Raw genomic sequence first — 12,646 nt, forward strand, 5'->3', positions numbered from 1 at the left:
CGACAACCGAACTGACGCATACTTTACTCGATTTTCGACAATATGATTTGTGTACCATTGATTATCGCCCGGAATTTAGTAAGGCTGACTTACGAAAAGGCGAGACATGGGCACGAAACGCGAAAAAGATTCATTGGCATTCTTGCTGAACAGCAGCGCACGCCTGCTGAACAGTGCGTTTGAGCGCCGAATTTCTGAAGCTGGACTGGGTCTTACCCCCGGCGAAGCCCGCGCATTGCTCACGGTTGCCGTCGTTGATGGTAGCAAGCAGTCGGATATCGCCGCCCGGCTAGGCATCGAGCCGATGACGATCTGCGCCTATCTCGACAAGCTGCAGTCCCTCGATCTCATTGAGCGCCAGCAGGACCCGCAGGACAGGCGTTCCAAGCGCATCGTGCTGACAAAGAACTCCACCGAGATGCTGGAAGCCGTGCGTCAGGAAATCGATGAACTCGTCCGACATGCCACGCAGGGCCTGAACGAGGAAGAGGTCGCGCTTTTCCGCAGCTTCCTGCAGACGCTTCGCAACAATCTCCAACCGGAACAGCCCGGCCAGAGCTGCTGACCTCAATGTCACCAGAAACGATCATGTCCAGAAAGCGCACGGCCATGCTCGGTGCGCTGCTGACGGCGCTGGCGCCAATTTCCATGGCCATCTATACACCGGCCATGCCGGAGCTGACGCGGGTTTTCGCCACGACAGAGTCCGCCATAAAACTCAGTCTCTCGCTTTATTTTGCGGGTTTCGCGATCGCGCAACTGCTCGCCGGCCCAGCCTCCGACGCCTTCGGGCGGCGCAAGGCAAGCCTCGTTTTCCTGTCCATCTTTCTGGGCGGCGGATTGCTTGCCATTTTTGCACCGACGATCGAAGTGCTCCTCCTTGCCCGGCTTATCCAGGGCATCGGGGCCTCCGTCGGTATGACGGTGGCGCGCGCCGTGGTGCGCGACCAGTTCACCGGCGCCGATGCTTCCAGCATCATGAACCTCATCGGTATCATGCTGGCCGTTGGCCCCGCCATGGGCCCGACAATCGGCGGGCTTTCACTTGCGGCTTTCGGCTGGCAATCGGTATTTTTCCTCATGGCCGGCCTCGGAGCTCTGGCCATATTCTCCGTCGTGGTTTTTCTGCGCGAGACGACGATCCCGGACAAGAGCCTGATCCGCCCGCGCCGCCTCCTGTCGGCCTATGGGACCTTGCTGAGCACGCCGCGTTTTCTTCTGGCCGCACTGGTGCTCGGCGGGTCCATCGGCGCGCTTTATGCGCAGGCCACGATGCTGACCTTCATCCTCATCAACGAGGTCGGCATGACACCCATCGCTTTCGGTGTCGGCATGCTGATGCAGACCGGCGCTTATTTCTTCGGCTCCATTGCCCTGCGTTATATCGCACCGCGGCTGGGTGACCGTCGTTCGGTCGTCCTCGGTCTCTGTTTTTCGGCGGCAGGCGGTCTTCTCATTCTGCTGTCAGTGTTCCTGATACCCCCATCCTTTCTCTCGATCATGGGACCCGTGGCCGTCGCGACGATCGGCATTGCCTTGCTGACGCCTTCGATGGTAACGGCAGCCCTTGCCCCTTTTCCGCATATTGCCGGCTCGGCCTCGGCAATGATGGGCTTCATCCAGATGGGCTCTGGTTTTGCGGGCGGCGCTGCCGCCTCGGTCATCGGCTCGCCACTCACCGGCTTCGGCATCATCATTCCGGTGATGGAATTCACGGCCGTTGCCAGCTATATCGGCTTCCGCATCGTTTCCAGAAGAGAGACATAAAAAACCCGCCGGCGTCACCGCCCGCGGGTTTCATTATTTCCATTCCAGCAGAATTATTTGCTGAGGTTACGCTTGGCCAGTGTGCGCAGGCGCAGCGCATTGAGCTTGATGAAGCCCGCTGCATCCTTCTGATCGTAAGCCCCGTGGTCGTCCTCGAAGGTCACCAGCGCGTCGGAATAAAGCGACTTGGCGCTCTCGCGGCCGGTTACCATGACATTGCCCTTGTAGAGCTTCAGCGTCACTTCACCTTCGACATGTTCCTGGCTCTTGTCGATCAGTGCCTGCAGCATTTCACGCTCGGGCGAGAACCAGAAGCCGTAATAGATGAGCTCGGCATAACGCGGCATCAGCTCGTCCTTGAGGTGGGCCGCGCCCCGGTCGAGCGTGATCGATTCGATGGCGCGATGTGCGGCAAGCAGGATGGTGCCGCCGGGTGTCTCGTAAACGCCGCGCGACTTCATGCCGACGAAGCGGTTCTCGACCAGATCGAGACGACCGATGCCGTTTTCACGGCCATAATTGTTGAGCGTGGCGAGAAGCGTCGCGGGCGACATTTCAACACCGTTGATGGAGCAGGCATCGCCCTTGCGGAAACCGATCTTGATGACGGTTGCCTTGTCAGGAGCGGCTTCCGGAGAAATGGTGCGCATATGCACGTACTCAGGCGCTTCCTGTGCCGGGTCTTCCAGAACCTTGCCTTCGGAAGAGGAATGCAGGAGGTTGGCATCGACGGAGAAAGGCGCTTCGCCCTTCTTGTCCTTGGCGACCGGAATCTGGTGCTGTTCGGCGAAGTTCAGGAGGTCGGTACGGCTCTTGAACGTCCAGTCACGCCAGGGCGCGATGATCTTGATGTCAGGGTTCAGCGCATAGGCCGAAAGCTCGAAACGAACCTGGTCGTTGCCCTTGCCGGTGGCGCCATGGGCAATGGCGTCCGCGCCGGTCTTCTTGGCGATTTCAATCAGATGCTTGGAAATCAGCGGACGGGCAATCGAAGTGCCGAGCAGATAGACGCCTTCGTAGACGGCGTTGGCGCGGAACATCGGGAACACGAAATCACGCACGAACTCTTCGCGGACGTCCTCAACGAATATTTCCTTGATGCCCAGCATCTCGGCCTTCTTGCGCGCCGGCTCAAGCTCCTCGCCCTGACCGAGATCGGCAGTGAAGGTCACGACTTCAGCGCCGAGTTCCGTCTGAAGCCATTTCAGGATGATCGAGGTGTCGAGACCGCCGGAATAGGCGAGAACGACTTTCTTAACGTCTTTCGGGAGTGCCATAGTGATGTCCATCTGCATGATGACGGCATCAGGACACCGCCATTTCCTCGGGATTTCGGCACTTTTACAGTGCAACCCGAAATGTGTGAAGCGCTTTTCCGTGAGATAAGCGACAAAACAATTGATGGGCGCGTATGACGATGGGCGATGACCGGCCGCGCCGACGGGAACGAAGCAATTGTCACATGCATTTAGAAAATTCGCGCTTTATCATAAAGCGGCGCGATCGACTTGAAGACCGTGAATGAAGCCACTCAGGTTCAGGCAACGTTGCAAACCGCTGGAAACAGCAGAAACGACGCGAAGGAGAAACCTATGACGACCATCCACCCCGCATTCAAGGAAGATAATGTCGCTGTCATAACAGGTGCGGCATCCGGCATCGGACTTGCCGCCGCCCGCAAATTCGCCACCTTTGGCATGAGCGTCGTGCTCGTCGATCTTGATGGCGAAAAGCTCGCCGCAGCCCATGCGGATATTCTGACCGTCGCCAAGGACGGTGAAGCGCAGATCGTCGCCATCCCGACCGACGTATCGAAACTCGATGAGCTGGAGGCGCTCGAACGCGCGGTTATCCAGCGTTTCGGGCGTGTCCACGTCCTCATGAACAATGCCGGCATCCAGCCGGGCAGCGCCATCTTCGGACCGCAGTCCAACTGGGAAAAAATTATCGGCGTCAATCTGATGGGCGTCGTGAACGGTAGCCGCGTTTTTGGCCAGGGCATGATCGCCCACGGCGAGCCGGCGCTCATCATCAATACCGGCTCGAAACAGGGCATCACCACGCCTCCCGGTGATCCCGCCTATAATGTCTCGAAGTCCGGCGTCAAAACCTTCACGGAGGCGCTTCAGCACGAATTGCGCAATGTTCCGAACGGCGCGGTTTCCGCCCATCTCCTGATTCCCGGTTTCGTTTTCACCGGCCTCACCGCCCATGGCAGGACGGAAAAGCCTGAAGGCGCATGGACCGGCGAACAGACCGTCGATTTCATGCTTGAGAGCATCGGCCGCGGCGATTTCTACATTCTCTGCCCGGATGGCGAGGTAGACCGCCCGACGGATGAAAAGCGCATTCTCTGGGCAGCTTATGACATCGTCCAGAACCGCCCGCCGCTGTCGCGCTGGCACACGGAATATTCCGCCGCCTTCACCAGCTTTTTGAAAAACTGAACTTTCAGCCGCCGTGCCTGAAAGGTGCGGCGGCTATTCTCTCCCGCAGGCGCGTCGCCGTTCAAAAACATTGGCAGAAGCACGAAACCGCGTTAAGCAACGGCAATCTCCAGAATTTACGGGTGCCGCGATGGATTTCGTTCCAAGCCTGCCAACACTGATCGCCTTCACCATCGCCATTCTGCTTCTGGCGGTGACGCCGGGTCCTGATATGACGCTCTGGATCAGCCGCTCCCTGCGCGAAGGCCGGGCGGCGGGCTTCATGACGCTGGTGGGAACAAACATCGGCATCACCGTGCATACGATGCTGGTCGCTTTTGGCGTCGCCGCCCTCATCGTCGCCTCACCGACCGCCTTCATGATCCTGAAAACAGGCGGCGCCGCCTATCTGGTGTGGCTCGCCATCCAGGCGATCCGCAAGGGCTCGGATTTCGTGATGGTGAAAAGCACCGGCGAAAGGGCGCAGGCCTCCTTGAAATCGGCCTTGCTGAACGGCATCTGGGTCAATCTGCTCAACCCCAAGGTCATCATCTTTTTCATGACCTTCCTGCCGCAATTCGTCAGCGCCTCCGATCCGCATGTGACCGGCAAGCTGATCTTCCTCGGCATCTGGTCGATCATCGTCGCACTGCCGATCGGCATCGGCATCGTTGTCGCCGCCGATGTTCTCTCCGCGTGGCTGCAACGCAACCGGAAGGTTCTGCGTGGATTGGATTACACGATCGCCGGCGTCTTCTCGATTTTCGCGGTCAAGATTTTCTTCACGCAAACGCGCTGAGGGCAAACAAAAAAGGCGCCGGAAGGCGCCTTTTTGCGATCAACCGATGAGCAACTCGTCATCATCAAGCTTCTGGCCGCGTATCTTGCGGAACATGTCGATCAGGTCTTCGACCTCGAGATCCTTGCGGCTGTCGCCGGAGACGTCGAGCACGATTTCACCGGCATGCAGCATGATCGTGCGGGTGCCGTAATCCAGCGCCTGACGCATGGAATGGGTGACCATCAGCGTCGTCAGCTTGCGCTCCGACACCACCTTGCGGGTCAGCTCCATCACGAATTCCGCCATGCCGGGATCAAGTGCGGCCGTGTGTTCATCGAGCAGCAACACGTCCGAGCCGGATAGCGTCGCCATGACAAGCGACACAGCCTGCCTCTGGCCGCCCGACAGAAGATCCATGCGGTCCTTCAGGCGGTTTTCCAGACCGAGGTTGAGCGAGGCGATACGCTCCTTGAAGAAATCCCGCCGCCCGCGCCCAAGCGCCGGCAGAAGGCCGCGGCGTTCACCACGCGATGCCGCGAGCGCCAGATTTTCCTCGATGGTGAGCGCACCGCAGCTGCCCGCCAGCGGGTCCTGAAATACACGCGCCACCCGCCCCGCCCGGCTGGCGGTCGACTTGCGGGTAACATCGGCGCCGCCGATCATCACCTTGCCCGCCGTCGGCAGGACATCGCCCGCCAATACGCCGAGCAGCGTTGATTTACCTGCACCGTTGGAGCCGATGACGGTGACGAAGGAACCATCCTCGATGGTAAGGTCAATCTTGGACAGCGCCTGTTTTTGCAGCGGCGTGCCGCGCCCGAAAACGACCTGGATATCGGAAAGGGAAATCACGATGTTGCCCCCCCACGGCGGAGTCGGGGCAGGATCAACGCGATGGCCACCAATACCGCCGTTACGAAATTGAGATCGGATGCCTTGAGACCCAGCACATCGCTCGACAAAGCGAGCTGGATGGCGAGACGATAGGCGATGGAGCCGAAGACACAGCCGATAAGGGCAATCAGAATGCCGCGCGCACCGAACAACGTCTCACCGATGATGACGGCGGCAAGCCCGACGACGATGGTGCCGACACCGGAGGTCACATCGGCAAAACCATTGGTCTGCGCAAACAGCGCGCCGCCGAGGGCGACCAGAGCGTTTGAAAGCGCCATGCCGAGATAGATCTGGTTACCGGTCTTCACGCCCTGGGCACGCGCCATCCGCGCATTGGCACCGGTGGCCCGCATGGCAAGGCCGGCATCGCTTTCAAGAAAACGCCAGACGAGAATGACCGCGATCAGCACCAGCGCGCCGACAAAGAGCGGCCGCACCAGATATTCCGACAGGCCGAGGCCGTAAAACGGTGAGATCATCGTGTCCTGATTGAGCAGCGCCACATTCGGCTTCCCCATCACCCGCAGATTGACGGAAAAAAGCGCGATCATCGTCAGGATCGAGGCAAGCAGGTTGAGAATCTTGAAACGGACGTTGAGCGTTGCGGTCACGATCCCGGCGGCAGCACCGGCAACCATTGCAATCGCCGTCGCGACCCAGGCATTCAGACCGGCGATGATCAGCACGGCAGCCACAGCGGCGCCAAGCGGAAAAGAACCGTCCACGGTCAGGTCAGGAAAATCAAGCACGCGGAAAGCGAGGTAGACGCCGATCGCCACGAAAGCGAAGACCAGTCCCAGCTCCACGGCACCCCAGAAGGCGATTTGGCTCACGGTAATGTCCTTGTTATTGCCGCCATCAGGCGGATACGGGCACCGTCTCGTGCCACGTAAAACGGGCGGCGAAATGCCGCCGCCCGCAATTCAGTCTGGTTTCGGTTAGTCGATGACCTTGGTGGCGCGCTTCGTGACGCTTTCGGGGAAGGTAACGCCAGCCTTTTCAGCGGCCTTCTTGTTGATCACCAGATCAGTACCGACAGCAACGGTTGCCGGAATGTCGCCCGGCTTTTCACCCTTGAGGATGCGGACGACGACCGCGCCGGTCTGTTTGCCAACGTCGAAATAGTTGAAGCCGAGGGCCGCAACCGCACCGCGGGCAACGGAATCCGTATCGGCGGCGTAGAGCGGGATCTTGGCTTCGGAAGCAACGCCAGCTGCCGCTTCGAAAGCGGAAACGATGGTGTTGTCGGTCGGAACGTAGATCACGTCAGCCTTGCCGACCAGCGCGCGGGTTGCTCCCTGCACTTCGGCGGACTTGGTGGCGACGGATTCGACGATCTTGAGGCCAGCCTTTTCAGCTTCAGCCTTCAGCAAAGCGAGCGTCGAGGCGGAGTTGGCTTCGGCCGAGTTGTAGATGAAGCCGATGGACTTGGCGTTCGGCGAGATTTCCTTGATGAGCGCCAGATGTTCACCAACCGGCAGCATGTCGGAAAGGCCGGTCACGTTGCCGCCGGGCTTTTCCATGCTCTTGACGAGCTGCGCGCCGACCGGATCGGAAACTGCCGTGAAGACGATCGGAATGTCGCGCGTGGCGGCAACGACGGCCTGGGCGGACGGCGTGGAGATCGGCACGATGACATCAGGAGCATCGCCCACGAACTGGCGCGCGATCTGTGCTGCGGTGCCGGGGTTGCCCTGCGCGGACTCGTACAGGAACTTGAGGTTCTCGCCTTCCTTGTAACCGGCTTCGGCAAGGGCGGCCTTCACACCATCGCGAGCGGCATCGAGCGCCGGATGTTCAACAATGGCGGTGACGGCGACGGTGACGTTTTCGGCCTTGGCCGGCAGAACGAGGGCGCTCGCGGCAGCGAGAGCCAGAATGAATGCGCGCATGGATATCCTCCTGTTGGTTCCCTGTTTTCGTCTTCTTAGGAACAAGACAGTCTGAAATCAATCAGAGAACCGCAGCAAATCAAGCTTTATGGCGCAATTGCGGCTGATTCAGTCATCCGCACCGTGGTTTGCGATCATCATCGCCTCAAAAGCCAGCCTTTCGGTCTTGCGCATGCGCTCGGATTCCGACTTCAGCTGACCGCAGGCGGCGAGGATATCGCGGCCGCGCGGCGTGCGGATCGGCGAGGCATAACCCGCCTGATTGATGAAATCGGCGAACTTCTCGATCTGCGCCCATTCGGAGCACTGGTAGTTCGTGCCCGGCCATGGATTGAACGGAATGAGGTTGATCTTGGCCGGAACGCCCTTCAGAAGCTGCACCAGCATCTTGGCATCTTCCAAGCTGTCGTTGACATCCTTCAGCATCACATATTCGAAGGTAATGCGGCGAGCGTTGGAGAGACCCGGATAATTGCGGCAGGCCTCGATCAGCTCCTTCAGCGGATATTTCTTGTTGATCGGCACCAGCATGTCACGCAGGTCGTCGCGCACCGCATGCAGCGAAATCGCCAGCATGACGCCGATCTCATCGCCGGTGCGGAAGATTTCCGGCACGACGCCGGAGGTGGAGAGCGTGACGCGACGCTTGGAGAGCGACAGGCCATCGCCATCGGTCGCAATCAGGAGCGCGGTCTTCACATGCTCGAAATTATAGAGCGGCTCGCCCATGCCCATCATCACGATGTTGGAGACCTTGCGGCCCTCGCTCGGCACATAGGCGCCTACCGGGGTCGAACCATCGGGAAAATCGCCGAGCCGGTCACGAGCCAGCAGCAGCTGGGCGAGAATTTCCTCAGCCGTCAGGTTGCGCACCAGACGCTGGGTACCGGTGTGACAGAAGGAACAGGTCAGCGAACAGCCGACCTGGCTCGATATGCACAGCGTGCCGCGACCTTCTTCGGGAATATAGACCGTCTCGATCTCGACGGGGCGTCCCGCACCGCGCGGCGGAAAGCGCATCAGCCATTTGCGGGTGCCGTCATTGGAGATCTGCTCCTCGACGATTTCCGGGCGGGCAATAGTGAAGGCCGCCTTCAGCTTCTCGCGAAGCTCCTTGGCGACATTGGTCATATTGTCGAAATCGGAGACGCCGCGCACATAAAGCCAGTTCCACAACTGGCTGACGCGCATCTTCACCTGCTTCTGCGGCACGCCGATCTCGGCCAGCGCCTCGCCCATTTCCTCACGCGTCAGGCCAATCAGTGACGGCTTGCCGGACATCAGATCGCTATTGGCGATCAGCGGGGTTTTGACTGCCAGGCCGGCAGGGGCTTGCATTACGGACATCACGCTATCCCATCATTCCATGCATCGCACGACCGGCCTGTCGGATAGGCGGAAAATCGTCTGCATGTCGAGAAAATCAAAGGCGGAGCACTTTTCGCGCATCCGCCTGTCAATGTTGCCGCGCCTTTAGCATCAAACTGGCAAAAACGCAAATGGCCGGTCAATGACCGGCCATTATCAAATGCGATGAAGCGTCAGGGTTACTTGCAGCTCTCAATCTGCTTGAGAGCTGCCGAAATACCCGACAGCGAATAGGAATAGGAGGTCGCGGTGCCGCGGCCTGAGACTGCCTTGACGGTCATGGACTTGCCGCCCTTCATGGCAGCCACGAGAGCCGGTTCTTCAGCGGCGTTTTCAACCCAAGCGGCCTTGTCCTTGGTGAACATGACAAAGTTCTTGTTGTCGATCGTCACATTGACCTTGGAACCCTGCTTGAGCGAATAACCCACCATGGCCTGCGGCTCATAGGAGATATTCTGGCCCGGGCGCTGCGACACGATGAAGAAAATATCGCCGTGGTCGACGCTCGCCGGTTCCTTGGCGGTCGGAATGGAAAGAACGTAGCAGACGGTGCTGTTGCCCGATTTGTACGAATAGGCACCCCATGCATTGAACTGCTGGATGCGCGTGGGCGACTGTGCAGATGCTACGCCGACGCTGGTCAGCAAAATGGCCGCTGCGGTTGCTACACTTCTTACAAACATAGAATTTCCTGCCGGGTTATTGTCTTCCATTGGCCCGAAGCAGCGGCGAGCCCAGTTTCTGGATCGGCCACGTTCAGGTGCGGATCGTCTTTTCTCATTGTGGTCGGAAAGCGGTTACCAAACCGTCAACAACACGCATAAAATGCCGGAAACGTCTTGCGGTGTTACAGATTGGCGACTTCCCGACGCCCTGAGGAGAACGGCGTGGCACGCCCTTCCCTCGTGTGTAAGACACATAAATTCAGGCAAGAATTTGTCACCCGCCGGGCTCTGCCGGACGGACACATCACAGAGACGTTACCCGGCTTCCTGCTGTCGCTTCAGCATGGCGTCAGCGGCCTCGTAGTGCTCCATCTTGATATGAGCGCGGATCATGGCAAGCGCTGCCGTGATGACGGCAATATCATCGGTAAAACCGATGACGGCCAGCACGTCAGGCACGGCATCCATCGGCATGATGAAATAGGCAAGCGCCGCCAGGATGATACCCTTTGCGCGCAGCGGCGTGTCACGGTCGATCGCGCAATAATAGGCCGCCGCCGCATCGCGCGCGAAGGGCACTTTTGACATCACACGCTTCAGCTTGGGCCAGAATTTCGCCCGCACCGCATTTTCACGCTCCTGCTGCCTGTCGGTTTCACCCGGCAGAAGAATTTCACCGATTTTCACATCATCCATGATCGACGGTCCTCCGGTCACGGCTATTATATGGGATTTAAGGTCCGCCGTTCAATTGCTTCGGCCCGCAGCCGCCTTCTGCATGGCTTCGGCCAGAAGAAAATCCCGCTCCGTCACTCCCTGTGAATCATGCGTGGTGAGGCAAACCTTGACCCGCGAATAGACATTGGACCATTCCGGATGATGATTAAGCCTTTCCGCAACAAGTGCGGATTCGGCCATGAAACCGAAGGCTTCCGCAAAACTTGAAAACTTGAAGGAACGGACGATCGCCGCCCCGTCTTCTCGCAGGGACCAGCCCTCGAGTTTCGACAGGGCCTGCCGGATGGCGTCCGGCTCGAGTCTGGGATATTTCATGAACTTGCCTCCGCTTGAGACCCATTAACGCTTCAACGACCGGATCGACGCATATTCCATGAAACATACAGCTATTCTTTTTGTCTGCATGGGCAATATCTGCCGCTCACCGATTGCCGAAGGCGTTTTGAGACATCTTGCCGATGACGCGGCCGTGTCTGACCAGCTCGCTATCGATTCCGCCGGCACCGGCGGCTGGCACGCGGGTGATGCGCCTGATCCCCGGTCCATCGCCATGGCGCGACGACACGGCATCGATATTTCAAGTCAGCGGGCAAGACAGGTCACCCGGGCGGATTTCGAGACCTTCGACCTGATACTCGCCATGGACGAAAACAATCTGGCGAACCTGCTTCAATCGAGCCCGGAAAAACACCGGCACAAAATCCATCTCTTCATGGATTATGCCGTTGGCCGTCGTGAGAACGTCCCCGATCCCTATTACGGTGCCGAGGACGGGTTCCTTGGCGTCTACAACATGCTCTTGGCAGGATGCAGGTCGTTGCTCGAAAAGATGGAGCTGGACCGGGCCTCGTGAAGCGGGAACGCCTCTTCAACGATATAGGGCCCGCCGCCCACCGATTCCTTCGAAGACATCAGCACAAAACGTCCGACCGTGAAGGGCGAGGTGCGGAAGTTGCCGCGTCCGGAAAGATAATGAACGACATCGTCCAGCCGCGATGAGCGCAGCCGCGCCAGCGTGACATGCGGCATGAACTTGCGCGGATCGGGCGGGAGACCGATCCTCTGGCAGATTCTCTCGACTTCCGCCTGCAGCGCATGCATTTCCGGAGAGGGAGAAACCCCGGCCCAGATGGAATGCGGTTTCTTGGAACCGAAGGACCCCATACCGGTGAGATTGAGCTGGAATTCCGGCCTTTCGATCCGATCCAGCCTGTCCACGACCTCATCGGCGGTCCGCCCGTCGATGTCACCGATAAAACGCAGGGTTATGTGATAATTCTCCACATCGATCCACCGGGCTCCCGGCAGACCACCGCGCAACAATGAGAGGCTCATAGCCGCATTGCGCGGAATTTCGAGGGCGGTAAACAGTCTCGGCATGGCGAGCTCCCCGAATCTCTTGGCAGAACAAGCATAGCGAATCACGCAATGCAGATGGGCGCAAGTGCTTATTTTTTTTGCGCACCGATTGTCTTGATGAAGCTTTCAACAGCCGGCAAAGATTTTTCAACCATCATCGCCACACCCCTGGTATTGGGGTGCATCTTGTCATCCAACTTCAGCGCATCATCCGTCACCACGCCATCCAGAAAGAAGGGATAAAGCGGCAGGTTGTATTTTTCGGCAAGCTTCGGAAAGATCGGATTGAAGCGCTTGGCGTAATCTTCGCCCATATTCGGCGGCGCCATAATGCCGACCAGCAACACGGCTATGTTGCGCTTCTGGAAGCCGGAAATGATGGTGTCGAGGTTCTTTTCGGTCTGTTCGGGGGGAATTCCGCGCAGAGCGTCATTGGCGCCGAGTTCCAGAATGACCCCATCAGTACCATCGGGAACCGACCATTCCGCCCGCGCCAGGCCGCCGGAAGAGGTATCGCCGGACACACCGGCATTGGCGATGGCGACATTGACGCCCTTGCCCTTTAATGCAGCCTCAAGCTGTGCGGTGTAGCTGTCGGTTGGGGGCAACTGATAGCCAGCCATCAGGCTGTCGCCGAGGCCGACCAGTTGCCATGTCCGCTCCTGAGCCGTGACAACAGTGGCGGAAAAGGCGGTAGCGAAAATGACGATGAAGTGAAACAGGGCAGCTTTAAATCTCATCACGGCTTTCCTA

General features: G+C 58.9%; 15 protein-coding genes. 5 read left to right on the forward strand and 10 right to left on the reverse strand.

What is annotated here, in order from left to right:
• Nucleotides 1-106: 106 nt before the first annotated feature.
• On the forward strand, nucleotides 107-565 hold the full coding sequence (locus V6S97_RS22390) for a MarR family winged helix-turn-helix transcriptional regulator (RefSeq protein ID WP_003505026.1): 459 nt from the start codon (nucleotides 107-109) through the stop codon (nucleotides 563-565).
• 5 nt (nucleotides 566-570) lie between these two features.
• The gene (locus tag V6S97_RS22395; protein ID WP_020813323.1) at nucleotides 571-1,767 is read left to right on the forward strand and encodes a multidrug effflux MFS transporter; all 1,197 of its coding nucleotides are present in this window, start codon (nucleotides 571-573) and stop codon (nucleotides 1,765-1,767) included.
• Between the two features lie 53 nt (nucleotides 1,768-1,820).
• Here V6S97_RS22395 and V6S97_RS22400 read toward each other — a convergent pair whose 3' ends face one another.
• Nucleotides 1,821-3,044: an argininosuccinate synthase gene (locus V6S97_RS22400; protein WP_003505030.1), complete on the reverse strand. Its 1,224-nt coding sequence runs from the start codon at nucleotides 3,042-3,044 to the stop codon at nucleotides 1,821-1,823.
• 315 nt (nucleotides 3,045-3,359) lie between these two features.
• Here V6S97_RS22400 and V6S97_RS22405 point away from each other — a divergent pair, with 315 nt between their 5' ends.
• Nucleotides 3,360-4,214 carry an SDR family NAD(P)-dependent oxidoreductase gene (locus V6S97_RS22405; RefSeq protein WP_003505031.1) on the forward strand — a complete coding sequence of 285 codons (855 nt, stop codon included), beginning with the start codon at nucleotides 3,360-3,362 and terminating at the stop codon, nucleotides 4,212-4,214.
• 130 nt (nucleotides 4,215-4,344) lie between these two features.
• Nucleotides 4,345-4,992 carry a LysE family translocator gene (locus V6S97_RS22410; RefSeq protein ID WP_003505033.1) on the forward strand — a complete coding sequence of 216 codons (648 nt, stop codon included), beginning with the start codon at nucleotides 4,345-4,347 and terminating at the stop codon, nucleotides 4,990-4,992.
• Between the two features lie 39 nt (nucleotides 4,993-5,031).
• Here the strand turns inward: V6S97_RS22410 and V6S97_RS22415 are convergent, their stop codons facing one another.
• From V6S97_RS22415 to V6S97_RS22445, 7 genes are all read right to left on the reverse strand, one after another.
• Nucleotides 5,032-5,826: an ABC transporter ATP-binding protein gene (locus V6S97_RS22415; protein ID WP_003505035.1), complete on the reverse strand. Its 795-nt coding sequence runs from the start codon at nucleotides 5,824-5,826 to the stop codon at nucleotides 5,032-5,034.
• Nucleotides 5,823-6,704 (reverse strand): ABC transporter permease, encoded by an 882-nt coding sequence (locus V6S97_RS22420; protein ID WP_003505036.1) that lies wholly within the window; start codon nucleotides 6,702-6,704, stop codon nucleotides 5,823-5,825. The genes V6S97_RS22415 and V6S97_RS22420 overlap by 4 nt, the downstream gene beginning before the upstream one ends.
• 105 nt (nucleotides 6,705-6,809) lie before the next feature.
• A complete protein-coding gene (locus V6S97_RS22425) occupies nucleotides 6,810-7,763 on the reverse strand; it encodes an ABC transporter substrate-binding protein (RefSeq protein ID WP_003505038.1) in 954 nt (317 codons plus the stop codon).
• A 108-nt stretch (nucleotides 7,764-7,871) separates the two neighbouring features.
• Complete coding sequence (gene rlmN, locus V6S97_RS22430; RefSeq protein WP_077998729.1) at nucleotides 7,872-9,044, reverse strand: 23S rRNA (adenine(2503)-C(2))-methyltransferase RlmN; 1,173 nt, start codon at nucleotides 9,042-9,044, stop codon at nucleotides 7,872-7,874.
• A gap of 266 nt (nucleotides 9,045-9,310) precedes the next feature.
• Nucleotides 9,311-9,814 carry an invasion associated locus B family protein gene (locus tag V6S97_RS22435; protein WP_003505042.1) on the reverse strand — a complete coding sequence of 168 codons (504 nt, stop codon included), beginning with the start codon at nucleotides 9,812-9,814 and terminating at the stop codon, nucleotides 9,311-9,313.
• Between the two features lie 297 nt (nucleotides 9,815-10,111).
• Nucleotides 10,112-10,492, reverse strand: coding sequence for a YkvA family protein (locus V6S97_RS22440; protein WP_003505043.1), 381 nt, complete (start codon nucleotides 10,490-10,492; stop codon nucleotides 10,112-10,114).
• A gap of 51 nt (nucleotides 10,493-10,543) precedes the next feature.
• Nucleotides 10,544-10,849 (reverse strand): 4a-hydroxytetrahydrobiopterin dehydratase, encoded by a 306-nt coding sequence (locus tag V6S97_RS22445; protein ID WP_003505045.1) that lies wholly within the window; start codon nucleotides 10,847-10,849, stop codon nucleotides 10,544-10,546.
• Nucleotides 10,850-10,907: 58 nt separating this feature from the next.
• Here V6S97_RS22445 and V6S97_RS22450 point away from each other — a divergent pair, with 58 nt between their 5' ends.
• Nucleotides 10,908-11,387 carry a low molecular weight protein-tyrosine-phosphatase gene (locus V6S97_RS22450; protein WP_003505047.1) on the forward strand — a complete coding sequence of 160 codons (480 nt, stop codon included), beginning with the start codon at nucleotides 10,908-10,910 and terminating at the stop codon, nucleotides 11,385-11,387.
• Here V6S97_RS22450 and thpR read toward each other — a convergent pair.
• Both thpR and V6S97_RS22460 read right to left on the reverse strand, forming a co-directional pair.
• Nucleotides 11,321-11,914: an RNA 2',3'-cyclic phosphodiesterase gene (gene thpR, locus V6S97_RS22455; RefSeq protein ID WP_003505049.1), complete on the reverse strand. Its 594-nt coding sequence runs from the start codon at nucleotides 11,912-11,914 to the stop codon at nucleotides 11,321-11,323. The genes V6S97_RS22450 and thpR overlap by 67 nt on opposite strands.
• Before the next feature lie 68 nt (nucleotides 11,915-11,982).
• Nucleotides 11,983-12,633, reverse strand: coding sequence for an arylesterase (locus V6S97_RS22460; RefSeq protein ID WP_003505051.1), 651 nt, complete (start codon nucleotides 12,631-12,633; stop codon nucleotides 11,983-11,985).
• Nucleotides 12,634-12,646: the final 13 nt, after the last annotated feature.

Origin of the sequence: Agrobacterium sp. CCNWLW155 (assembly GCF_036888815.1) — a bacterium.
In the GTDB taxonomy this organism is placed as follows: Bacteria; Pseudomonadota; Alphaproteobacteria; order Rhizobiales; family Rhizobiaceae; genus Agrobacterium; species Agrobacterium radiobacter.